Origin of the sequence: Paenibacillus sp. NPDC057967, from assembly GCF_042887015.1 — a bacterium.
Taxonomy (GTDB): domain Bacteria; phylum Bacillota; class Bacilli; order Paenibacillales; family Paenibacillaceae; genus Pristimantibacillus.
The window spans coordinates 332,872-358,166 of record NZ_JBHVQB010000008.1 but is presented as its reverse complement, the minus strand read 5'-3'; the positions used below and the strand labels follow the sequence as shown (position 1 = coordinate 358,166).

Here is a 25,295-nt window from a genome sequence, read left to right as displayed (position 1 = left end):
TGGGGCAAGAAGGCTCTGCGTAAGGGAGAATGAGTATGGATGAGATCACAGAAATGCTCTTCGATGACTCCAGAGAGAAACACAAGATAGGTAAGAGTCACGCTAGTCGTGGTCGACGCGGGTCGGCTAAGACTATGAGGACTGCCATCGACTTACTCAGCGGCAACGAACGAAGAAAATACAGAGGTACAGGAAGGGTGAGACGGTACGTCATGTACGATACAATTATTAAGTTGGACAAATTACTAGAGTTACCTAGAGAGGAAATGATCGAGCGTCTGACTTATTGGCGGCATCACTATCGGAACAAAGAAGTATCCGAAGGTCTTGGGGTTGAAGATTGGAAAGTATACGAACTATACAAAAAACACAAGATTCCTGCTAAGATGCAACGTCAACCTAAAGAAGCAGACGCCACTAAAGTGGTGGAAGTCTTTACTCCTGTCCCGATGTTCCCTTCTGGTACTAGAATTACAATAGACAAACAGTTCTCTGGTGAGAGTTTGGTAACCCGTCTGCAACAAATTATAGGATTTATTGAAGAAGACGGCGAATACAATCTTAAGCTTATCATAGAAGAAACAGCATAAGAGACCTTAGGGTCTCTTTTTTTGTTCATAAAACCATCGCACCTCTCGGTAGGGATGCCACGACTACTGTAGTATAGGCAGTCGAGCGTCACCTGCTGGGGGGCTTTTTAGTTAGGTTCCACCTAATTAATTGATAACCCGTCTACTGAAAGTAAGGAGGGAAAGGCCGATGAACAAGCATGTTAGCCAAATGATTAAGTATGAAAAACGAATGATTGGACGGCTGTCCGTAGATGCAATGGCTGGGAACTGACTTCTATTGTGACAGTCGAGCACTGCTTCGAGGAAAAAGCCCGCCAACGGCAAAGACATAAACATTGCTTGTATCGTAGTAGACCTAGGCAACGGCGAAGTTGTCTCGGCTTACTGGAGCACTCATGACGACCAACATCCCACACTTGATTGTATAGCTAATGACGACAGGGCTGACTACTGTAAGAAGCCGCGAGGAGCGTCTCTCTAATGGAGAACCGTGACCGTACTATCCTGATATGTGTTCTCGCCGTACTTGAAGAAGAATACGGCGTAGAAGTTAGTACTCTTCTTAATGGACAAGCTTTATGTATTCGTCACTGAAGCTTTTCAGGTAGAAGGTGACAAAGTGAATGACGAATTGGCCGCAGCCGCCTTGTTGGATGTTGTAGAAGCGTTCAAGCAAAAACTTTAGGAAGGTTTGGTATGGCTCTCAACTATGAACAAGAAAATATACCAAATTGTCGAGCGTTGGGAGAAGATTGAGTTCGCCATCTCTCGTGCCATCACTACTAGAAGCAGGTAGTGAAAACTATTCACCCAACACTAGGAGGAATTATTTATGAATATCGACATTCGTCAATCTGCACAAGTCTCGCAGATGCAGGAAGAAATTATGTTCCTGAAAGGTCAGAACGAAGCAGCGTTCGCTATGCTGTCTTACCTGACTGAGCAGAATGGCGGCACAATGACCATCCCTAAAGACTTCAACCAACAAGTAATCGGTTCTAGCTTCTTTTTTGACCGTAACGAGGCTGGAGACTATGAAATGAAAACAATACGCGAGTCCACTAAAGAAACTGCGGCACCTTATGTGCTGGATGGAACGGTAACTATAGAGTAAGGCAAATACAACTTACAACGGAGGTAACAACAATGAACAAACAACACACTTTCATTCCATTCGGTGCTCCTACTGCTCCTCAACTGGACGGTCTTAGCATCATCGACATTTTCGAAAAAGCCGCCCGCTATGACGAAGTACTGAAGGCGAACAACACGTTGGTTAAACGTGTCGGTGAACTTGAGCACCAATTGGCTGAAGCCAATCTGCAAGAGATTGAGGCGTTCCTAGCACCTTCGTTCCCGAAGGATTTTCAATATCTCGGAAATGAGCGTAAGCTGCGAGACGAGGAAATTCAAGAACTTGTAATCGAAGCCACCGGTACAGACCTCCAAGACGGAGAGTATCAGTTCATTTCGTTCGATAATACAGTTGTCATTCGACTTCATGACGGAGACAAGATTGTCACCGTGGTAGGTAAAGACTTCTACGAAGCTACTGAACCTGTACTTGAACCAACTTGTGATGAAGATTGTACGTGCTTCTCTAGATCAATCTAGACCACTTCCCCGTTTAATTCGGGTCGTAGCAATCATCAAGGAGTGATTGGCAAAAGGCAGATGTTCCTGCTCGCCACATAGTAAATCCTGAGGCTCTCAAAAAACATGGTACGGGTAGAGTTCCCTTACCTGATTATAAAATAACCATGTAAGGAGTTTTCTAGTATGCAACAGCCACACGAAAATGCAATGACTCGAGGCTCTAGTCTGAAGGTATCTGATGTGGTCGGTCTTATACAACGTGATGAACTACACCAGTCTGTGCCGTTCATGGCGTTCAACAGAGCCACACGCCGTACCGCTGAGAAGCAAGCCAAGCGACTCATGCAGCGCCTCAAGAAGTAACCACACCTTAGTAGTACATCGACTGGGAAGCTTCATCTTATAACTGAAAGAAACCTTCGAAGACGAACATTAAAGAGACCTTCGGATCTGTTTTCTCACATCGCACCTACCAGTATAGATGGGGCGACTATTAATAGTACGGAGGGGTTCAAAAGTGACACAAAGGTTTAGAAATAGCAGGAAACTCTATACGCACATAACTAGGAGGGGATAGAATGGCAACAACATATGCCTACACGCTTGGTGTCGTAGTAGAGCAGGTAGAGATGATTGAGAAGTCTATTCAGAATATGGAACAAGCCATGCGTCACGTTTCACCCGCAGCTGTTGACGTTATTCGCAGGAACAAGTCACAGCTTGAGTCCCTTTTGGAGCGAATTATGAACGCAGACGTGACTTCTCACATTGGTTTACAGAATCTCATTGCGGGCAACAGGCAGTGTCTTCAGGACTGTTTCTCTAATGCCTATACCGACCGTCAAAGCCACATTGAAAGGACGAGACAATAATGAAACTAAAATTCCGCGACCTTTACGAAGTCGTCAAGAGCACTCGAAGGGCGGTGTCGGACATGGGTCATAATGTGGAAAGCGTGCTTGAAGGCGAAGGTAAGTGTCTGATCTCAGAAGAACTCAATGCCCTCAAAAACAACTACGCAAGCTTGTATAATTTCGATATTCTGCTGAACGAAAGTATCACTGAAATTCGTAAGAAAGCTGACGCATGTTTCAAATGTCTGGACTTGATTTAAGAGCCTTTTTTGGGGTGTTATGTGACCAAAATATATGTCCGACCTCATACGAGGGAACGCGATATCCTGCTTATTGTCTTCGCATGTAAGACTCAGACTTAAGAGACCCCGGGGTCTCTTTTTTTCATTCGCACCTTTCGGCATAGATACTCCCACTACTAATAATAAGGGAGCGTGATACAAATGATTACAGAAAAAACCCATATTGACCACAGAATCGTAGCAGGACTTCGTCTAGTAGACAACCCTGCACAGAAGGCTAAGGAGCTGAGCTTCGCGGCTAATGGTAAAACACTCTTCTTGAGTTCTATTGCGGAAGCGAAGTTGGAAGAGAAAGATAGTATAATGCTCCATCATTGGCTTGAAGAGTCTCTTATTAATCTCCCGCCCTACGAGAGTCTTATTAAAATTCTTGAAGCTGAAGGGAGTGAGGTTTAATGATCTCCGACTTACGGGAACTGCATTAGCTTTACCTCTGCACACCGAACTACCGAAGAGATATTTCTAACCACCCTTCTAAAAAGAATAGAAGCAACGGCTTCCCGTTACGGAAAGGTAAAGGGTTACGCCAAAGCGTAAGGAGTTATGCTTATGATGTTTCCTGAAGTGGATGACTTTATCGAAGTGGTGAGTGAAGATCACCCTCAGAACGGACTTATTGGCAGAGTCGTCTCGACCGCTCCTAACAGTGTTGTCGCCATCATATATGGAAAGGAAGTATCACTTCAAGAACTTCATGTCAAAGTCAGGGCTAAATTAGGTACGAAGGCACATTCCCTCATAAACCGCAAAGCAGAGCACTGGGACTTGGATAATCTGGATGATATTGGACTTTACGTCCTTATGGATATTGCTCTCTGGTTGCGAGATTATGAGTGGTGCAAGGACATTCATATACGAATGAGAAAGGTGGGCTAATGCCCGCCTTTCCCTTTTTCGCACCCTTCTCCCACCATACTACGACCAATATAGAGAAGTCTAAAGAAAGGAGCAATGAGTTATGAAGTCCAGTGGTAAGCTTCTTCGGAACAGCAAGGGTGAGTACCTTCTAGTAATTCTCTCATGTAAATCCCATTGAAGAGAAATTTGAGTTATACCCATGCTATATCGGATTCAATTTGACTACAGGCATAGTTGACGACTTCCGTCCAACCAGTTATGTAACATCTGCCTGTGTATCTGAACTGAATGGCGGTGAACAACTTTTACTAGCGCGGGCACTTCCTGCATTACTGGCTTTATCCAACCGCACCGTGGCAATCACGGCAAAGTCTCGTTCGGGAAAAGACCACGTAGCCAATCGCATTCGAGAGTATAAACTGCTCACCAGCAATATTAGGGCACTCGCTGAACCTATTGGGGAGATTGCCAAGACTATCTACGGCAAGCTCGAAGGCAAGCACCGTAATCTGTTTATATTGATTGAACAAGAGTTACGCAAGGAAGACTCTAATATCTGGTTTAAGGTATGGCTTCGCAGGAACATCGAATTGTTCCTGAAGGGAGAGCACCATCGGTTTATCTGCCCAGACCTACGTCAACCGACTGATTACGACTTCTTCAAGCACCTTGGGGCAGTAATCGTCAAGATTGAAGCAGATGAAGAAAAGCGCCTTGGCAAGATTGCAGAGTTGGACGGCGTGGACGCATTAAACGAAGAGTTATTAAAGGATACTGAACGTAGTGCAGGATCATTTGAGACGAACAACGTTCTAGTAAACAACTATGACGACCAGTTTAACGCTGATATCGAAGAGTTTATTGCCAACGTCTTAGTTGCACAAAAAGGATGGTAACGTTTTGAAAGAACTTATTATGACAGTGGCTATTGCCGCTATGACAATTACTGCTTGCTCCCCGCAAGAAAAGGTGATTTACACCCCACCTCAGACTACGGTGACAGAAAGTATGCTCAAGGCGCAAGATCCGCTACTATGGGGGAATATGATCGAAAAGATATTTAACCTGGCAGTAACGCTTACACCAGCCGCCGCAACTCCTGAGTTTGAAGAAGAACCTGAACAGGAGATAGTAGGCACAGTCGAGCAAAATCTTATTGACCATATGTTGAAGCAAAAGGATTCAAAAGGAAACCAAAAGGTGTCCGAGAAGAACGCCAAAGAATGGGCTAAACTAATCATAGGTTATTGCGAGTCCTATAAGGTTGACCCTTATACGATTCTAGCCATGATGCAAGTTGAAAGTAACTTCTCTCCTAACTTGGTCGGTAGGGCTAATGATGTGGGTTTGTTACAGGTGCGACCCACCGCGCAGAAATCCACGGGCATCAAAGGGGACCGCAAAAATCCTTCCGTCAATATAGAAATAGCCGTCAAGTACCTAGCGTACAATCAAGAACGTTTTGGCGAGGACTTAGGGATAGTTGCATACAATCAGGGCGAGGGTAACGTGGCAAAAGGAACATACAACACCAAGTACCTGACTAAAGTTAACAAAGCCTTGGAGACAATCAGCAGGTAATTCCTTGTCATTCGTTATTCATATAGGGCACTTCCTTATTGTTGGTAACACCACAATGAAGGGAGTGCCCTATATGGCTAATAAGTTCCTGAAGGATATCATCAGGGAAACCTTCGATCACTTGAAGGAAGAAGCTTGTCAGAACGAATCTCTGAAAGAGGTTCCTATCAAAGATGTAGAACGAGTGCTACGTAATGGTCTGGATAATATTCTTAAGAATCTAGTACAAGGAAACAAGGTGTATCTTATCAACTCGTTCAACCTTGAACCCAAGGATTACAATGAGAAGCATGTGAAGAACCCTCAGACGGGAGAACTCATGACTATAGAGCCTTATCGTACAATTCTTATTAAGCCTTCTGAGTCTGCTAAAGAACGTCTCAAAGAAGGCAAGAAGCTCTACCCACTAAAGTAACAGAGAGAGAGACCCTAGTAATAGGGTCTTTTCTTTTTGCCCGCACCTTTTTTCAGGCATGCCCCGACTACTAGAGCATGGAGTAAATAACACGGTTTAAAACCTTAAGGAGATGGGCTTAATGAGTATTTTCATTACACCTGACGTTACAGACAAAGACCTTCATGACGAGGTTACGGAAACAATGGAATCTGACGCTTCCAAGAAAATTGAGACGATGGATGATGCTATGCGATATGCCTACAGTTTATCGGAAACACGCAAGGATATTAAAGAAATCAATCGCCTTGAAAATGACGAAAATCATAACAGCGCAGGTAACGTGGTCACAGTAGATGGGGAGACATTGAACTTTCTTAAGGCTGTACACCAAGAAAGAAAGTTCGAGGTGAAGTAAACCGTGTTGAGTGCCAATTACCTACATCTAAGGCAAGACGGAACTAAAGACATGCACAACTTGGAACTCCTTAGAGCGTGTAAGGATGACAGAGAACTCATGGGTGATTTCCTGAGAGCTAATCGGGATTTTATCTTTTCCATTATTATTCACTTCAAGGGGAGCATTGAGGAACTTATCACAAAGTTCCGGATCACGGAAGATGAACTGTACCAACATGCATGTATTGGCATCCTAACTGCAATTAGAGACTTCGACTTTGATAGGGGCATAAAATTTACGACTTATGTCGTGCGCCCCATACTTTGGGAAATCAATCATCTACTTTATAGTGACTCACAGTCCGTTCGCCTTAGCCGTGGTGCTGTTGATCTTATCAAGAAGATGGTTGAGATCGAGGGCGCATTAGGATACCGCCCCGCAGAAAGGGAGATGGCTGAACTTCTCAAAGTATCCGTAGAGCGTTATCGAGAAATTGCTATGTTCAGCGATGAACTTGAACACTACGATGCTATGGATAACTTCGAGGTAATTGACAAGGACGAGCGTAAAGTTGAAGAGGAAGTTACCAATCGAATCTATGTCCAGCAACTTCTGGATGACCCTATCTTCACGGACTTCGAGAAGAAAGTTATGCGGTTGGTTTTGGGAGACGCAAGTAACAACAACACTCAGATTGCGGAACGTCTGAACGTCTACCCTATGACCATTAACAGGACTCTTCATAGAATCCGAACGAAAATCGAGAATCAAGAGTCCGAAACTAAGTCAGAGAAGACACAGCTTGCGTCTAAGTATGAACGAGAGATTTCTATTATTGCTCAAGAATCCAAAGAGCGTAATAAACTTCTTCGTATTGAGGACATTACAGAACTTCTCGAAGTGTGCGGATACGACACTGACAAGTACACGACAAGAGTGTTGTATTACATTCGTCAGAAGGCAATACAGCAAGGCGCATAAATCATTTGCGTACCTTTAGCGCTCCAACTTAGTGAGCTTATCTGGTTAAGGCTAAAGACCACCTATGCCCGATGTTAACAAGACTTGGTAAGACATTATCACCTCAGTGGAGCTCTACTCCCCGACAGAAACTTCCAAAGTCAATATGGATATTCTCGAAGACGAAATACAAACTTCTGAACTACTGGCCGAAGCATTCACGAACTACTAATGAATGGGCTAAAAAAATCTTTTATCATCCCAAAAAGGAGATTGTCAAATGAATATAATCAAATTATACGCCCCCTGGCGCGCTCTATTGAAGGAATGCAAAGTGGTCGGTCGCTTCACTAGCAACGTATCTGAATTTGTGGTGGTTAGCGATGTCAAAGATGCCCTTAACTCTTAAATTCTACTTCAGTGATTCCTGCGGATATTGCCGAAGGTTCTCGAAAACTCTTGACAAGATCGAGCAGGAGAGACCCAATGTTAGCGTCACTAAGATTGCGTATGAGCAGTCTGAGCATACAGAAATAAAGTACATCCCAACAGTGGTTGTAAGCCACGGGGAACGGGAACTGGGACGCTTCAGCAGCGCTCTTGCCAAGAAAGCAATAGACAACTGGCTAGATCAATTGGACGAATACACTAAAAAACACTTGGGGGAATAAGAAGAGTTTCTTGTTGAGAAGGGTGTTGACGAATTACAGGCAATGGATGACCGCGCTTTATAATTAAACATGTTCACAAAAACCGTTTTTTATACACATGACTGTAACTACTTCATAACATAAATAAAAGAGCGCCCATTAAGGATGCTCTTTGTTGTTATTCAGATTGACAATACCTAGTTTCTTCAGCAAACCGTTCAGGTAGTTCGCCCCACGTGAAGCCATAATACCTGCGGCTACCATAGATACATATGCGGCGACTCCTGTCAAACCAAACGGATTGAGTCCAAATGCGATTGCCAGAATTACACCTATAACCACGGACACTCCATACGTTGCTTTATCCTTAATCGGGAATACCGCTTTCAGGACTTCCGTAATTGCCTCCGTCATACCCGCCACCAATATCCAGATGCCTACTGCGGCGACTGCTGTCGTCAATACTGTTGTCAATGTCACCATTATTTAATCACCTGCCTTGAAATTAGTGCAAAGTTTATAATAGCCAACTCCCCCGCTGTGATAGTCCCATTATTGACCTTTTTTGTCCAACCTTCAGGGTCATTAATGAGAGGGGTTCCGTCTACTCCATTAATTTCGGATAGCTTATTAAGCCCATCTGTTAACATGGATTTTTGCCAAGTTTCAAGCTTCATAGGGCAATCATCCTCACTTTCTTTCTTGATATTAGACCAGACCCAAGAACCGTCTGTAATCTTCCTGATATTTACATTAGACCACTTCTGAGCGTACTCGACTGCGCTTACGTAGTCAGGAAAGTCCTTAAGTTTACTGTTGCCTTGATACACGGAGTAAAGGTTCTCAGCCACGGTACATTCTGCGTACTCCTTCACAACATCCTTAAGGAACTGGTCTTTTGTGATTCCCATAATCTTCAGGGCGTTCTTATAAGGGTCGGTTCTTCTATTAGGGTCTAATTCGTTGTGACCTGAGATTCTTTTCATAGGATTCAGGTTGAACTTGTAGCATAAGTAAGCCATGTACCACACATACCGCTTATACGACTCTTTGTTATTCATATTACCCTTCTTATAGGAGTAGCAAAGCTCTACACCGATAGCGTGGTCATTGGAATCAAACCCGTACAGCTCGTTGTCAGTTGTTACGTTGTACATGACGTGCCAAGCCTTCTCCGTAAGTGGAACACACTCAATGATAGCTTTATCATCAATGAATGTGTGCGCTGAAGCACTCACTACGTTGGCAGAGTTGGTGTAGTAATTCACGTTTCCCGCCGCTGTACTGCCATCATTGCCTGAGTCATGTGCGACAATAAAGTCGATTCCTTGGTTTTTGATGCCAGACCGTCTCTTCGTACCTTTAGGTAGATATCGTTGCTCGATAGTATATTTCATTTTGAATGCCATTTAAGTCAGGTCCCCTTTCTCTTAGATTGTAGTAGTAGCAGTGCCTACGTCCGCTTCTTCCTGTTTCATAGCTTTGGCAGAGAATCCGTCTTCGTCAAACCAGAATGGACTATGGATAAACTTCATCATAACCGCCCCTTTTAGAAAGCTGTGCCACCAGTTGCTCGACCTTGGCATTTAGCAACCTGTTCTCACTGATAAGTTCCATGTTCTCCTTACGAAGAGTAACTACTTCATTGCTGAGTTTTTCAATCTTCTCTTCATAGGAATTCAACCGCTCAATCAGACCAGCCCTGAACGTTTGTTCATCCTTGGACAGTAGCTCTCTATCCGTCATTTTGTTGTTGCTTTTGCCGCTTGCGTAGCCGATAACACCCGTGACTACCGAAACCACGCCACCGATGATTGCTGTCATAACACCTACGTCCATTTTCTATCACCGGACCTTTCTATCTAGTCTGTTTGCTTGTGTTAACAAGTCACATAATCCGTGAAACTTGGTTTATGTTACCGCTAAACAACGGGAGAAGATGTTTAATGAATTTTATTGAGACCTTCCTACTCTACCTGCAAACAGATAAGAACTTGTCCGACTTAACCATAGATAACTACGAGTCGGTGTTACAGCTATCGAGCCACCCCATATTAGAAAGTACATAGCGTTTCTTGATGTTCTTGATAGAGTACGGTCTCTATTAACCGCATGTTGTGCGCCCTCTCAGTTTCTTCAAGTATATTGTAGAAACTGAGAGGGCTCTTGTAATTTCACCTGCCGCCGCAGTGGAGTGCATTAAAAGAAAAATCTCCTACCGAAGGCTTCTTGGTTCTAATTAAGTTGTACATGAAAAAGCACAAGATTACTTCAAGCTGAATGCTGGCTGTAATATGACTCTTGTGCAGGAGTACATGGGTCATGAATATATTACGACGACTAAGATTTAGCGTATCACAGAAGAATAAGCAGAAAACTTTCAGGAAGTTCCGCCCTCTTGCGATTACAATATAAGCATTTTAGGACAAAAAATAACCCCTACCGAGTATGGTAGGGGTCTATGTTACATAATAAACAGGTACGAACCATCGTCGTATATCTCTACTGTAATCGAACAAGGCAAGCTTGAGCCTTGGATTACTTCTAGAGTCGTGGTCAAGTCGCTGTGATACCGTTCGTTTACCCTGATGGTTGCTTTCAAGTCTTTGTTACCCTTGAACGGTACTGTAATGCTTGAGGCTAAATAACCAGACTTGACCATAATACTACTCTCTAGCGACGAGTTAGACCATACTTCTATACTTGACGTAATTTCACGGTCGTCTGAACGCCTAACGGTGAGTAGGCTTTCCACATCACTTACTTGTTCGCCAATGACGGTAATGGTAGATGGGATAACAGAGCTTGCGATGACCGATACGAGGCCCGCCAAGCTGGGTCTGCTGACCGTTATGCTAGAAACCGAATCATCGTCATCCAAGCGTCTGACCGTTATGACTGAAGGTATTTTGTCTTCGTCATCTCTTCTTACGGTAACGAATCCCGTCAGGAAGTCTCTGGTTACGATCAGGTTAGTCAGCAGTACAGACTCATCCTTAGACTGCACCGTGATGGTGGTCGTAAGGGATTTGTCATCCTTTCTCTTGACCGTGATTTTCGAGTACATATTGTCACGCCGTACCGTCAAAAACGTCTCCAGCATCATCGGGTTGAGGACACGAATCCGTCCTGTAATCGGAGGGCTGTCACCCCAAGTACTCTTGATGGTGATGGTGGACTTAACTTCTTTATCCTTGTTTTGTCGTGCTACGATGTGCGCGATAACCTCAGCAAATCCTGGGCTTGCTACTTTAGGGTCATCGTACTCAATCACAAGCTTAGGTTCATACTTGTCCCCGCGCTCACGTGTTCCAAAACGAGCATAAACATCCATTAATTGCTGCTCTGCCTTCAGCAATATGCCCATGTTTATGGCTGTCCCGTTGTACCACTCCTTCACGATATCGAGAACGTCAACCTCAGCATACTCCTTGGCTACGTCCGCATTTAACTCCGTAAGCCTACGTCCGTAGACTGGCGTACTTGCCCATGTCACCCCGACCTCTGACCAGTCAGCTTCTATCTCGTACAGGCCGATTGGAGTACCAACCATAGCGGTCTGCTCCACATAAAGCATGAGGTGGGCTTTCTTCAGCCTCACACCTGCTGGTATAGAACGGATATCGAACTGAAGCAAGGAGTTGAAATCCTCCCCGTTCATGGTCCGACCTACCATCATCTCCTGCTCTTCTCCGTAGTTCAAACGAGGTACGTTAGACCGGACGAAAGCGTCCTTGACTGGTGATAGGCTTAGTTCTACCTTCGGCGGCGGCATGACAGAGAACGTCCCCCGCATCTTACCAGCAGCACGAACGGAGATGTGGCTGACCAAGTTATCGTGAACTTTTACCTGAATGGTGGAGGACGTATCGTCTACATAAACAGGAGCGACTGCAAAACGTCCCGTCATTTTACCGTGAGGTTTTACCGTGATAACGGACGGAAAATTGTTTCTGTGAGGCACAGTCACGTGCGACTTGCGTTGTTCCAGAGCATCTTGATAGGCTTCATACAACTCAAACTCTTGGATGGCTAACTGGTTCACAATTAAAGAGTTACCAAACTCCATCTTGAAGTACCTGAAAGGTTTTGCAAAGGCATCACCCTGTAGTACAAACTGACGAAGTTCTCCACTATCCCATGCAGTGACGTCTGATGCGGTGTCCAGCAACTCCCAACCCGTCTTGTCGTTACTGCCATACAGATCCCAATTACGTGGCATCTGGTGCTGGTACGTCACCCTAGCACCTAACCCATAACCCGCGACCTTAAGCGGCACTCCGTAGTCGAAGATAAACCATCCTGTTGTATCGCCGCCGGCTAGTGCCCACCCATAGCCTGTTGTGGCATTATTGAGCATCATCCAAGGTTCGTGACCTGCCGCACTAAAGACGCTTGAGACTTCGAGAGCATAGCCCTTCCAGTCTGTCGCCGTCACAGGTACAGTCACATCCACCATCGTTGATTTAGGAACATCTACGATAGTATTTTGGTAAACGTGCAACTTCGATTCAATGTCCATCCGTGTACGGACGTAAATCTCACTCCGGAGGATATTTTCCCCTCTTTGGCTTGCCACCACAAGGAACATAGGTCTGAACCCAGTGGAGAGAAGAGCGCTATCCGTGGTGGATACGAAGGACATACCAGCCGCCGTATTTCCCCGAACCGTCCTTGTTCCAATCGACGTGTACGTGTTGATGGTATGCGACCAACAACCACTCCAATTCCACACCTTACTATCATTGGCATTGGATACGCCGCCCAAGTCGGAAGAAACCACGAACCTATCCCAGTCATTGTCCTTATCCGTTGTAGACACACCACCTGTAGGTAGTGTGATGAACGCCTGTATCCCTGACGTTAATTCCTCATACATCTGCATCTCGTCTACGCTGGCAAAGTACGAAGCATATCCGTTTGTGGCTGTAATCGTCCATCGGTAGAACAGGTAAGGAGTTTCGTTATTCATGTAGAATGTTCGCATGGCTGTCAGCCCCGCTTCATTCGTCCTTGAATCCAGCAACGTCCAGATCGTCCCGTCGTTACTCCCGTGCATCTGCCACGTCTTAGGTGCGGCAGCATTATACGTGTGAGACAGAATGGAGTACGCTTTGATGAGCCTTGGCTCAGCGTATGAGAACATTAACCAAGATGGTGATGGGTTGGGGGATACCCATCTGTTCGTGTCGCCAGCTGCCATATCTCCGTTAAAAGCTTTCCACGACTCGTGGTTAGCCCCCACCGTTCCGCTACGAGTCAGGGATACACCTTCCCCTTCATTAGAGGTCATCGGCAGGATTGTAGGTACTAGCGACTTGTTCAGAACCTTTCCTGTCACGACCCCAGCACTATTCAGTGTTGCCCATGAGATACCGCCTTGGACGTTTCTATCGGCAATCAGCTTAACACGACCTAAGCGGTCTTCCTCAACGGCAATGAAGTAAAAGTCACCTTCTGGTAAAGTGCTGGTAGGAAGTGCTGGTAGGAAATCCATAGTCTCTTCTCCTAGATTGGAGAATGTTCCGACAGTGTTCGGGTAGTGGGCCTTGTAATGACAGCGAATCCTGTCGCCTACCTTCATGCCCGATTCTGTCGTAACTTCCTTGATGTGCATTAGCCGCCCATTAGCATCAATGTCTACGGCTTCAAAAGACAGAACTTTGTTGACTTCCTTTGTAATCTCTACTGTGTGCTCTTTATTCTCTAGCCCCACAACCTCAAACTGAATCGCAGTATAACGCAACTCCCCTATTTCCGTGTACGTATAGGGTATCCCGTCCACCTTAATGATGTTATTACCCCGATTGATTGCGGCAGTATTGTAGGCAGAGATGATACGCAACTTAGTGCCTGTAAACTTAAAGGACAGTTTTGCGTCTGCATTGGCGTTCAGGTTATCGTAGGAAATTGTGCCACCGTACGCTTTAGCATCTGCCGACCACGGGTGGGAGAAGTTGAAATAGGATAAAGCCGGGTGCTTCTGACCAAACCTCTGCCATCCCGATTCTGGTTGCGGCAACGAAGCCCCCAACTCTCCGACAATGTATCCGTCCTCGTCAATATCCACAGCATCCATAAAGAACTGCCCGCCGTTATGCGTGGTGGCAAGGGTAATGGTTACATCGTGAATTTTCTTTTCCATTGACAGCTTCTCATACACGACGACTTGCCCTATATTGGCCGTACCGTAATTGCTTGTGAACGACTCTTCAGGCAGCTCATCAATCTTGATACGCAGGTTGTCATTCCTGCCTGTATACGTACAAGCGAGAACCCTCAACCTTGTCCCGTAAAACTTAAACCGAATCATGTTTTGGTTTAGTGATGGAGTCAATACTCTTGATGCCGCACCCATCATGCCAGTAATAGCCGTGGCGCTGTACAGGGCGTGACCGTTAGGGTAACTTAATCTGTCATCATCGAACCTTCTCCACCCGCCTTCAGCGGACAGCAATTGCGTACCAAGCGCCGCCTTAACGAACCCGTTCGTACCGATTTCAATAGCATCGAACTGCGAATACCAGTCAGAGCCGACATAGGTTCTAATAACAACCCTATGCTCCCTATAGTCCAGCCCCATAATACTGAAGGCTAGTGCTGACGCTCCCGTGCTAATCTTGGTCGTAGGATAAGCCACATCGTCAATGTAAACTACGTCCCCGTTGTTTCCCATGTTGTAATGGTAGAGAAGTCGCAACCTGTCGCCCACAAAAGTAAAGCTAATCTCTTCTGCGTTAATGTGAATAGTCCCCTGTGCATAACTGTACGGGTAATTCACCTTGTACTGAATGACAGGGTGCGTATCATCGATCCTCTTCCACTCGTTGTCGGGAGTAGGGTACGCTGTCCCAAGTGCGGTGTCGGAATAATCCTCTTGTACGTCTGCCATTATCCGAATACCATTCAAGGTTACACCCCAGTTGCCGCTACGGTACAACTCCATTCGGATGTAACGGAACTTTTTATCCAATACGTGTTCCCTAGCCGTACCGTAGGGACAGTTGGCGTAGGTGTTCGATACGAGAGGAACTAACTCCGTCCACGTAGTCTTGTTATCCGAACCAAGGATACGATAGTCAGAAATGGATTCATTACGTGTCCTTGGGTAAATGAGCATCTTATGGATGCTGTTCAGCTTCGGCAGGATGCTGTTAAAGTCGAAGTCCAGCGTTACGGTCGTGCCGCCGTTCGTAAGCCAGTATGTATCTGCCGCGGTCGTATTATCCACGCCATCGAACAGGTATTCCATGTAATAGTAGTTGGAGTTATTGTATACTGCAACACTACTGGTTACGACTATTCCATTCCTTGCGGTGTAGACGGTCTGACCCGTCCTGCCGCCAGTACCGCCCCGCATGGTCAGTTCATAAAGCATTCAATCACCTGCTCTCATTGTATTGAGACTAATCGTGGTAGTACTCGACAATCGGTCTATATCCTATCTTGCTTGGGGAAAGATACGTACCCGCAATGCTCCAATAAGAGTCCTTGTAGCCGCCCATGCCCCGTACCGTCCGTCCGTTACCAGAAGCATCAAAGCCTGTCCCTAGTGAGGTAAATCCCGGTTGCACCGAATCCTGCGCCCACTCAGCATCTACGGAAGAGAACCGCCAAACGTCTTCCCCGTTGGATGTTGACGGATTCACGAACTCTCCTTTACCTAGATGCTTGTCCCACTCATTGTCGGTAGGATAGATACCGTTCCCAGTGTTGGCGTTAGTAGGGTATCCGTCAGCGTCCACAAAACATCTGCCACCGTTAAATAACCTGACTGTTGCCCGTACAGGGTCTTTGTACAACCTAAGTTCATTAATGCCAGTGTAATTGGCATGACCGTCATTGGTCAGGATGTTTATGCGGTATCGCTTGTACTTGGTCATGTTAGGGAATACGAACTCCCGTTCCTCCAACGTATGCCATCCTGTGTACGAATCAGTGTCAAGCACAACCCAGCTAGTGCCGTCCCAAGCTTCAAATGTCCAATTGCGGGGCATTATGGTCGGGTAGTTTGCGGGTGCTCGAAGCGAATACTTCTGAATAAGTGTCGGCTTATGGAACTCGTATTCCAGCCAAGCTGCCTTCACGCCAGATGCCGTAATCCAACCATAAGCTTCATCCTTGCCATTAAAGGCGAAGTAAGCGTCATAAGTCGCACTGTAAACGCTGCTTGCTGAGGCCTTGCCGTATGGGTTGGTGTTGCTTACCATCTCTGGATTGTCATTAGCCTTCAGAAGAGTGCCGTGAACTAATTTAGCGGCATTCAAAGTCAGCCAAGTGACTCCGTACTGAATAGGGCGGTCAGCCACGAGAATACCTTCGTCCACCTTTACGAAGTAGAAGAACCCATAGGGCACATTGGATGGTAGAATAGGCAACTCCGTCTCTATATCCTCCGAGCCAAGTCTGTAGAACGTCCCCGCCGTATTAGCCCCTGTCGCCCTGTACCCGCAACGGATAAAGTCGCCTACTTTCATTTCCGCTACCGTGCTCTTCAGCGATCCGCCCGTTTGAGGGTAGCTGACAGAGGAGACCATATATCCCATCTCGTCAATATCGATAGCATCTATGTTAACCTGCTTACCTGCGATGTTTGTACGCAGAGTGACCGTATGCTCCCCCAAAGAAAGCCCGACCAGCTCAAACACGTTTATGAATCCTGTAACATTCCCCACATTGCTGTAATGATACTCCTGACCGTCAACCATAATTAGAGCGTCCGTTGTCGTTGCCGATGCTTCCCTGTAGGAAATGATACGAAGCTTCGTCCCATAAAACGTAAAGCTAACAGTTGATGCTATTGCCGTAGCATATCGGAACGTCCCTCCGTACTTAGTATCAATGGTAACGGATGAGGTTAACCATGTTCCTACGTAAGTTAGGGCAGGATCAGTGTCGTCGTACCTTCGCCATCCCTCGTCTGGATTGACTAGCTGAGAGCCTTGAATGGATTTGATGTACCCGCCATCGTTAATGTCAATGGCTTCAATGGTAAAGTCAGGGTTTGTTGTTCCATTGATGACCCTCTTGACCTCGACAACGTGCTCCGTGTCAGCTAAGTCTAACTTCTCATATGCGATGACAGTGTAAGCAGTGTTAAATGACTGACTGAATACCTCTGTCTTTCCGTCGATAGTAATCTGAAGACTGTTGGAGTAAGTCAGGTAATAAGTCGTTAGCAGTCTCAGACTTGTCCCCTTGAACACAAATCTGAGAGCATCTGTCAGGTTGTTATTGGCCGACACCCGCCGTGACCCGTTGTAGTAGGATGCGTTACTGTTAGTCGACCACCCAATACCATCATAGAATAGGTACGGATGGGAACTATCTAACCTCTGCCACCCCTCCTGCGGAGTCTTTAGTACATCGCCGATGACCTGAGTTGGCATAGGCAACATAGTACCTGCTTCCTCAAGATCAATAGAATCAATGAGCATGTGCGCACCGCTGGTTTTAATGATCATGACAGTGTGCTCAGTGAAATCAAGACCCCTCTTCTCGTAAGCTAAAGAGTAGGATTGATAACTCTTCCCGTAGTTGATTGAGAAGTTCTCTACGCTATCACCGTCAATTCTTATCTCCACATTACTGTCGTAGGTAGAGTTGAACTCAGCAATTAATCTGAACTTGCTCCCCACGAACTTGAACACTAAGTAGTTCTTATTCGCGGCTGTGTAATGTACAGAGCCGCCTGTGAAAGGTCGAACAGCCGTTGCGTTGAGTAACGTCCAGGCCCCTCTCCTAGCCGTATAGTCGGTAGCATCGTAGCGAACCCACCCTTCGTCTGGTGTCAGTAATTGGGGCGCTCCTTCAAAGAAATACCCAGTATCATCAATATCAATGGCATCAATATCTAGGTAGCTAGTCGAGGTGTCGTATATAAATACCCGATGCTTGGCAAAATCCAAATCAGTAATCTCTACAGCCAAATACCTTGCTAATATCCCTGAAGATGCCGTAAATCTGGTACTAAATGTGTACTCTTTGCCGTCAACGGAGATTACACTTGCTTGCGTCCTATTTGACGAAGTTCCTACGATTAACCTGATACGAGAACCTGTGAAGGAGAAGTCTACACGTTTTGCAGCTTGGTTAGATAAATGCCTTGTCCCCATATAATGTTCGGCGTTCTCTGTGGTCGTCCAAGTTCCGCTGTAGAAAATTAAAGGGTGTGTATTATCTATCCTTTGCCACCCTTCTTCTGGTTCTATCAATGGTTGCCCTACGATTGCCATGAATGATTACCTCCTTTTATCATAAAGGGTCTGCCTTGGCGTAGATGTTGAAGTCGCCGCCCGCCATTGCGTCCTCTTGTGTGACAATTCGGACGTAGAACGACGCTTCTGCTTCATCCACATATGACCCGTTAAATCTAAGCATCGTCTCTGGTATAAAGGGACTATTAAAAAGACTCAACTCTATACTAGTCTTCTCAGGGGACTCTAAAGGTGCGACATAAACCCTTAAATTAGTCACATCGAACCCCGCCAGGTTCTTTACGAATACTCGAACAGGGGATGAAGTCTGACCTGCCACTAGAGTCCCGAAATCAAGTAGCTTAAAGATGTTGTCGTAACCGTCCGAATAGTAAGTACCAATTTGGCCTGTTCCATCATGAAAGCCTAGCACTGGCTTTTTAAGGTACTTTACAACCAGTCTAGGACGTTTAGAGGTGTCGGCATAACGACTACTTGCGAAAGTAGCAGTAGAAGCAAATGCCCCGCCAGCGCCAGTAAACTGTAAAGCGATTCCATGATCTTTCTGTTTTATTGTGGGATTAAAAAAGTAGTTTGAAATGTCATAAGACCACCAGACGTCAGCAGTCAAACCCGTTGGATTCCCTAGTAGGACATTATCACCAAGAGCGGGCATGTTGTTGTGGGTCACAGTATTCTTATTCCAAGGAGCTGTGAGATGAAGCGCTCTATGAGAGTTGGCGACTATAGAATACTGGTTACGTGCTATGCAGAACAGCTCCAGATGAGCTTCATTCACGACCCAATCAGAAGGGAGCGGGTTAAACTGTATGAGGGTTCTGTTTCTACCAGCCGAGTTATTGAGACCTTGTACTACTAAACTATCAGAGTTTCCGTAGTTCGTATTTCCCGAAGGAGAGTAGACATAAGTGTCCTGCAATATAGCGGAGTCCCCTTGCATCGTCACGGTAGGGTCGATGATGACTGGGTAATTGGAAGTCATGAGAAAGTCTTCGTCTGTTACCACGACGGACAACTCGTCGTATTCTTGTCCATAAGATAGTTCGTAATGAACACCGTAACTAACCTCGCCGTCAGAGTCGATTAGATAAGGCTCTCCCATATCCCAAACAACCTCTCCATGACGGTCATAAATAACAACAGCATTCCCTTCCTTCGTAATAACTGTGTCTCCTTTCTTAACCGTAAAAGAGAACACCCTTCTGTCATTTTTTTTATGGAGTATGATATTCTCTTTAAGCATACCCTCTGACACAACGTACTCAACATCCACTCCTTCGTAACAGTTTTTGAAAGTGCAAGTAGAACCTTCAGTAACGGTTTCTGTTGGGCGTGAGTTCTTAAGTTTGAAATTAATCCAACACTCCCCCTCGTCCCCTACCTTTTCTATCCCTACTAGGTGTTCATTGGTCGACATGGTGTCCCCAAAATAAACTTTAAACGTATTGGACAAAACCCCTTTGGAGTACTCCCACCCTCTGAAATCCTTTACCGTAGTGGATATGTCCTTCCATTCGCCTGACTCCGAAAGATAGTGCAACGGAGTCGTGGATAATTCAGCATAGAATTCTCCTGCTCCGACATAGTGATGTTTTTCGAACATTTTTCTCATACTTTTTACTTCTTGCATGAATGCCCCTCCTTACCTAAGCTCCATTGGGATACTGCCGCCCAAGTCTTTCTTGAAAGGTGGTGATACCTGAACTAACGGTGATGCCATCCGATTTCCCTCTCCTCTGATGAATGTTATACACAATATAAGTTAGTTAGGAGGTGAATTTTCCTGTTCTTGGAAAGATACACTCCACTATTAAGCTTGGAAAAGGTGACGGGCCCGGAGAGTGGCTATATGAGCCGGAAGAGTTCTACTGGACCAACGATTGTATCCTTTCGGCCTTTACTGACAACTTTGAAATGGAAAAAGCCCTCTTTATGAGGGCTTTTTCGACAGGCTGACCCCCATCGAGTATGGTAGGGGCTATGTTACATAATGAATACGTACGAACCATCGTCGTACATCTCTACTGTTATCGAACATGGTAAGCTTGAGCCTTGGATTATTTCGAGGGTCGTGGTCAAGTCACTGTGATACCGTTCGTTTACCCTGATGGTTGCTTTCAGGTCTTTGTTACCCTTGAACGGCACTGTAATGCTTGAGGCTAAATAACCAGACTTGACCATAATACTACTCTCTAGCGACGAGTTAGACCATACTTCTATACTTGACGTAATGTCACGTTCGTCCGAACGCCTAACGGTGAGTAGGCTTTCCACATCACTTACTTGTTCGCCAATGACGGTAATGGTAGATGGGATAACAGAGCTTGCGATGACCGATACGAGGCCCGCCAAGCTGGGTCTGCTAACCGTTATGCTAGAAACCGAATCATCGTCATCCAAGCGTCTGACCGTTATGACTGAAGGTATTTCGTCTTCGTCAGCTCTTCTTACGGTAACGAATCCCGTCAGGAAGTCTCTGGTTACGACCAGGTTAGTCAGCAGTACAGACTCATCCTTAGACCGCACCGTGATGGTGGTCGTAAGGGGTTTGTCATCCTTTCTCTTGACCGTGATTTTCGAGTACATATTGTCACGCCGTACCGTCAAAAACGTCTCTATCATCATCGGGTTGAGGACACGAATGTGGCCTGTAATCGGGGGGCTGTCATCCCAAGTACTCTTGATGGTGATGGTGGACTTAACTTCCTTATCCTTGTTTTGTCGTGCTACGATGTGCGCGATAACCTCAGCAAATCCTGGGCTTGCTACTTTAGGGTCATCATACTCAATCACAAGCTTAGGTTCATACTTGTCCCCACGCTCACGTGTTCCAAAACGAGCATAAACATCCATCAATTGCTGCTCTGCCTTCAGCAATATGCCCATGTTTATGGCTGTCCCGTTGTACCACTCCTTCACGATATCGAGAACGTCAACCTCAGCATGCTCCTTGGCTACGTCCGCATTTAACTCCGTAAGCCTACGTCCGTAGACTGGCGTACTTGCCCATGTCACCCCGACCTCTGACCAGTCAGCTTCTATCTCGTACAGGCCGATTGGAGTACCAACCATAGCGGTCTGCTCCACATAAAGCATGAGGCGGGCTTTCTTCAGCCTCACACCTGCTGGTATAGAACGGATATCGAACTGAATCAAGGAGTTGAAATCCTCCCCGTTCATGGTCCGACCTACCATCATCTCCTGCTCTTCTCCGTAGTTCAGACGAGGTACGTTAGACCGGACGAAAGCGTCCTTGACTGGTGATAGGTTTAGTTCTACCTTCGGCGGCGGCATGACAGAGAACGTCCCCCGCATCTTACCAGCGGCACGGACGGAGATGTGGCTGACTAAGTTATCGTGAACTTTCACCTGAATGGTGGAGGACGTATCGTCTACATAAACAGGAGCGACTGCAAAACGTCCCGTCATTTTACCGTGAGGTTTTACCGTAATAACGGACGGAAAATTGTTTCTGTAAGGCACAGTTACGTGAGACTTATTCTGTTCTAGGCCTTCTTGGTGAACTTGGTACAATTCAAATTCTTGAATAGCTAATTGCGACCCAGCGGAAGAATTTCCGAACTCCATCTTGAAGTACCTGAACTCCTTACCATAAACATGACCTCCAAGAACATACTGGCGAAGTTCTCCAGTTCTCCAAGTAGGTGCGCTGGTCGTTGAGTCCAGAAGCTCCCAGTCCTGCTTGTCAGTGCTACCGTAAAGCGTCCAGTCTCGCGGCGTCTGATTATGGTACGTTAACCTTGCCCCTACACCGTACCCCGCGACCTTGAGCGGCTTGCCGTAGTCGAAAATGAACCAACCTGTTCTCTGGCCTGATGCCAGCGCCCATCCTGAACCGTCAGTGGAGTTGTTAAGCATCATCCATGGCTCGTGGCCTGCACTGTGGAAGCTTGGGACTTCAAGAACATATCCCTTCCAGTCCGTTGCCGTAACTGGTTCAGTCACGTCAACAAAGTTATGCTTATACTCTTCATATATAATGGTGTTCTGGAAGACGTGTAACGTGCTCTTAATATCCACCCGTGGTCTTACGTAAATCTCACTGACAAGAGTACTGTTTCCCTTGGTGTTACCTACCATCAAGAAGGTCGGTCTGAATCCCGTCCAAGTACGGGAGGTTTCTGTCGTCAACACGTTGTTTTTGGTTGCTACTGCAGTATTTCCACGGACTGTTTTTTGCCCGATTGAAGTGTAGGTATTAATGGTATGTGAGTAACACTGACTCCAATTCCACACCTTGTTATCACCAGCGTTAGAAGAGCCACCCAAGCTAGAAGAGACTACGTATTTATCCCAGTCGTTATCTATGTCCCTAGCATGAGCACCACCCGTTGGTAAGCTAACTACAGCTTTGATGCCGGAGGTGGTTTCCTCGAACATCTGCATAGCATCAACACTAGCAAAGTATCCGGTGTACCCATTATTTGCAGTTATCGTCCAACGGTAGTGTTGGTAGGCAGTATCATTTTCCATATAAAATGTACGATTTGACGCAAGTCCTGCTTCGTCGGTCCGTTCATCAAGCAACGTCCAATTCGTACTATCATGACTGCCATGCATCTGCCACGTCTTGGGTGCGGCAGAATTTACTGTACGTGACAGTAAAGAATACGCCTTAATCAGCCTAGGTTTGTCATAGGAAACTACAAGCCAAGCAGGTGATTTTCCAGGTGCAACCCACCTGTCGGATGCAAGACTATCCCCGCTAAACATTTTCCACGGCTCTGTGGTGGCGTTGGCGCTACTACTGGCAGTTAGTGACACTCCGCCACCTATGTTAGAGGTCATTCGGGGTATGGTAGGTAACAGCTCCTGTTCAAGAGCCTTGCCTATCACGAACCCTTCATCATTCAGTGTATTCCAAGTAATACCCCCGTGAAGATTTCGGTCAGCAATCATCTTAATTCTGCCGAGCCTGTCCTCTTCAACAGCTATTAAATAAAAGTCTCCACTAGGGGCAGATGCTGCAGGAACTACAGGAAGGAAATCGCTGGTCTCTTCCCCTAACCCAGCGAAAGAACCAATAGAAGTATTGTCATAAGTTCTGTAGTGACAGCGAATCCTGTCCCCTACTTTCATACCTGCTTCCGTCAGAACTTCCCTGCTATGAAGTAGCCGCCCATCCTCGTCTATGTCCACAGCCTCTAACGTTAAAGTCTTACCTGCTTCTTTAGTAATCTCAATAGTATGTTCTTTATGCTCAAGCCCTGTCATCTCAAACATGATAGCCGTATACAAGGATTCACCGACAGTCGAGTAAGTATAGCTAATACCATCTACTGTGATTATGTCATTTCCTCGATAAGCGGCTATGTTGTAGGCGCTGATGATGCGAAGCTTAGTACCTATGAACTTAAAGGATATCTTCGCATCAACATTCTTATCGTCATATGAAATAGCACTCTCATAAGCCTTTGCGTCAGCGTTCCACGCGTTCGAGAAATTCCAGTAAGACACGGAAGGGTGCTTACTTCCATACCTCTTCCAGCCTTGCTCGGGTTGAGGAAGAGACGAACCTATACTGGCTACGATATCCCCATCATCGTCTATATCAACAGCATCCATGAAGAACTGCCCACCGTTATGTGAATCGCCAAACTCAATAGTCGCATTATGAAAACCTTTTCCAAGGTTAATTTTTTCATATACTACCACCTGTCCAATGTTGGCTGTAGGGTAGTTGCTGGTGAAAAACTCTTCAGGCAAGGAATCAATACGAATACGCATATTGTCGTTCCGTCCAGTATAAGTACAAGCTAGAATCCGAAGCTTAGAACCGAAGAATCTGAACTTAATTTGGTTCTGGTTTGTTGTAGGTGTTAATACCCTCGCTGAAGCCCCGTACATGCCTGAAGTAGCTGTCGCGGTGTATAATGTGTGACCATTAGGGTAACTTAACCTGTCTTCGTTAAATCTCTTCCACCCCCCATCAGGAATTGTAAGCTGATACCCTAATACCGCCGTAACATGTCCGTTTACACCAATCTCGAACGCATCGAATTGAGAGAACCAATTCGACCCGATGTAGGTTTTGATAACGACCTTATGCTCTCCGTAGCTAAGTCCTGTGATACTAAAAACAAGCGCCGATGCTCCAAGGGTTGTCATTGTAGTGGGGTAAGGTACGTCATCAATGTAGACAATATCTCCATTGCTTCCCGTATTATGATGGTAAACCAACCTTAGACTGTCTCCGACAAAATTAAACCTTATTTCTTCGGCGTTGTAGTGTATAGTTCCTGCGGCAGAATTATAAGGTCTTTTCACCTTATAGGATATTGCTGGCGAAGTATCATCTATTCGTTTCCATCCACGGTCAGGAGCAGGGTACGAAAAGCCTACACTAGTGGCTTCCTCGTAATCGTCAACCACGTCAGCAATAACCTTAATTCCGTTCAAGGATGCTCCCCAGCTTCCTTTACGATACAACTCGATACGGATATAGCGGAACTTTCTATTCAGGATATGCTCATGTTCTGTACCATACGGGCAGTTGGCATAAGTGTTGGTGATAAGGGGAACTAACTCCGTCCAAGCTATCTTGTCATTCGACCCAAGGACGCGGTAGTCACTAATGGAGTCATCCCTAGTTCTTGGGTAAATGAAAATTTTATGGAAGTTATTTACTTGATCTAAAATACTATTGTAATCAAAGTCCAATGTGACATTTTCTGCGCTCTGGGACAACCAGTACTTATTAGTATCAGCAGTGTTGTTGATTCCATTAAACAAGTTACCCATAGAGTAGTTAGAGCTATGGGAGTAAACAGGGTCACTGCTTGTGACCGTTATACCACTCTTTGTTGTGTATAAGGTTTGACCAGCTAACCCGCCTAGTCCTTCATTTATTTTTAGTTCGTAAAGCATTCAAGCACCTGCTCTCATTGTAT

The 25,295-nt window shown here is 45.7% G+C and carries 21 protein-coding genes; 14 read left to right on the top strand and 7 right to left on the bottom strand.

From position 1 onward, the window contains the following. The first annotated feature begins 35 nt into the window (after positions 1-35). From ACFVSO_RS21940 to ACFVSO_RS21875, 14 genes are all read left to right on the top strand, one after another. Positions 36-590 carry a hypothetical protein gene (locus ACFVSO_RS21940; RefSeq protein WP_387477536.1) on the top strand — a complete coding sequence of 185 codons (555 nt, stop codon included), beginning with the start codon at positions 36-38 and terminating at the stop codon, positions 588-590. Between the two features lie 814 nt (positions 591-1,404). After that, entirely contained in the window at positions 1,405-1,686 is a 282-nt protein-coding gene (locus ACFVSO_RS21935) for a hypothetical protein (protein WP_387477534.1), read from the top strand. Positions 1,687-1,718: 32 nt separating this feature from the next. Next, positions 1,719-2,186 carry a hypothetical protein gene (locus ACFVSO_RS21930; protein ID WP_387477532.1) on the top strand — a complete coding sequence of 156 codons (468 nt, stop codon included), beginning with the start codon at positions 1,719-1,721 and terminating at the stop codon, positions 2,184-2,186. Between the two features lie 165 nt (positions 2,187-2,351). After that, entirely contained in the window at positions 2,352-2,531 is a 180-nt protein-coding gene (locus ACFVSO_RS21925; RefSeq protein WP_387477530.1) for a hypothetical protein, read from the top strand. A 215-nt stretch (positions 2,532-2,746) separates the two neighbouring features. Beyond that, positions 2,747-3,040, top strand: coding sequence for a hypothetical protein (locus tag ACFVSO_RS21920; RefSeq protein WP_387477528.1), 294 nt, complete (start codon positions 2,747-2,749; stop codon positions 3,038-3,040). Next, positions 3,040-3,282, top strand: a complete 243-nt coding sequence (locus ACFVSO_RS21915) for a hypothetical protein (RefSeq protein WP_387477526.1) — start codon at positions 3,040-3,042, stop codon at positions 3,280-3,282. Before ACFVSO_RS21920 ends, ACFVSO_RS21915 begins: the two co-directional genes overlap by 1 nt. 183 nt (positions 3,283-3,465) lie before the next feature. Next, entirely contained in the window at positions 3,466-3,720 is a 255-nt protein-coding gene (locus tag ACFVSO_RS21910; RefSeq protein ID WP_387477524.1) for a hypothetical protein, read from the top strand. 153 nt (positions 3,721-3,873) lie between these two features. After that, complete coding sequence (locus ACFVSO_RS21905; protein ID WP_387477521.1) at positions 3,874-4,200, top strand: hypothetical protein; 327 nt, start codon at positions 3,874-3,876, stop codon at positions 4,198-4,200. A gap of 200 nt (positions 4,201-4,400) precedes the next feature. Further along, a complete protein-coding gene (locus ACFVSO_RS21900; protein WP_387477519.1) occupies positions 4,401-5,078 on the top strand; it encodes a hypothetical protein in 678 nt (225 codons plus the stop codon). Positions 5,079-5,082: 4 nt separating this feature from the next. Further along, positions 5,083-5,763 carry a lytic transglycosylase domain-containing protein gene (locus tag ACFVSO_RS21895; protein WP_387477517.1) on the top strand — a complete coding sequence of 227 codons (681 nt, stop codon included), beginning with the start codon at positions 5,083-5,085 and terminating at the stop codon, positions 5,761-5,763. A 73-nt stretch (positions 5,764-5,836) separates the two neighbouring features. Then, positions 5,837-6,178 carry an HU family DNA-binding protein gene (locus tag ACFVSO_RS21890; RefSeq protein ID WP_387477515.1) on the top strand — a complete coding sequence of 114 codons (342 nt, stop codon included), beginning with the start codon at positions 5,837-5,839 and terminating at the stop codon, positions 6,176-6,178. 121 nt (positions 6,179-6,299) lie between these two features. Further along, the gene (locus ACFVSO_RS21885; RefSeq protein ID WP_387477513.1) at positions 6,300-6,575 is read left to right on the top strand and encodes a hypothetical protein; all 276 of its coding nucleotides are present in this window, start codon (positions 6,300-6,302) and stop codon (positions 6,573-6,575) included. A gap of 99 nt (positions 6,576-6,674) precedes the next feature. Then, positions 6,675-7,538: a sigma-70 family RNA polymerase sigma factor gene (locus ACFVSO_RS21880; protein WP_387477511.1), complete on the top strand. Its 864-nt coding sequence runs from the start codon at positions 6,675-6,677 to the stop codon at positions 7,536-7,538. A gap of 362 nt (positions 7,539-7,900) precedes the next feature. Then, positions 7,901-8,188 (top strand): thioredoxin family protein, encoded by a 288-nt coding sequence (locus ACFVSO_RS21875; RefSeq protein WP_387477509.1) that lies wholly within the window; start codon positions 7,901-7,903, stop codon positions 8,186-8,188. A 138-nt stretch (positions 8,189-8,326) separates the two neighbouring features. Here ACFVSO_RS21875 and ACFVSO_RS21870 read toward each other — a convergent pair whose 3' ends face one another. From ACFVSO_RS21870 to ACFVSO_RS28865, 7 genes are all read right to left on the bottom strand, one after another. Beyond that, positions 8,327-8,650 (bottom strand): hypothetical protein, encoded by a 324-nt coding sequence (locus tag ACFVSO_RS21870; protein ID WP_387477507.1) that lies wholly within the window; start codon positions 8,648-8,650, stop codon positions 8,327-8,329. After that, positions 8,650-9,576: a peptidoglycan recognition protein family protein gene (locus ACFVSO_RS21865; protein ID WP_387477505.1), complete on the bottom strand. Its 927-nt coding sequence runs from the start codon at positions 9,574-9,576 to the stop codon at positions 8,650-8,652. Before ACFVSO_RS21865 ends, ACFVSO_RS21870 begins: the two co-directional genes overlap by 1 nt. A 109-nt stretch (positions 9,577-9,685) precedes the next feature. Then, positions 9,686-9,991, bottom strand: coding sequence for a hypothetical protein (locus tag ACFVSO_RS21860; RefSeq protein WP_387477502.1), 306 nt, complete (start codon positions 9,989-9,991; stop codon positions 9,686-9,688). A gap of 640 nt (positions 9,992-10,631) precedes the next feature. Continuing rightward, on the bottom strand, positions 10,632-15,545 hold the full coding sequence (locus ACFVSO_RS21855) for a DNRLRE domain-containing protein (protein ID WP_387477499.1): 4,914 nt from the start codon (positions 15,543-15,545) through the stop codon (positions 10,632-10,634). A 28-nt stretch (positions 15,546-15,573) separates the two neighbouring features. Continuing rightward, positions 15,574-18,402 (bottom strand): hypothetical protein, encoded by a 2,829-nt coding sequence (locus ACFVSO_RS21850; protein WP_387477497.1) that lies wholly within the window; start codon positions 18,400-18,402, stop codon positions 15,574-15,576. A gap of 19 nt (positions 18,403-18,421) precedes the next feature. After that, complete coding sequence (locus ACFVSO_RS21845) at positions 18,422-20,014, bottom strand: DNRLRE domain-containing protein (RefSeq protein WP_387477495.1); 1,593 nt, start codon at positions 20,012-20,014, stop codon at positions 18,422-18,424. 353 nt (positions 20,015-20,367) lie between these two features. Next, complete coding sequence (locus tag ACFVSO_RS28865) at positions 20,368-25,272, bottom strand: DNRLRE domain-containing protein (protein ID WP_483875072.1); 4,905 nt, start codon at positions 25,270-25,272, stop codon at positions 20,368-20,370. Positions 25,273-25,295: the final 23 nt, after the last annotated feature.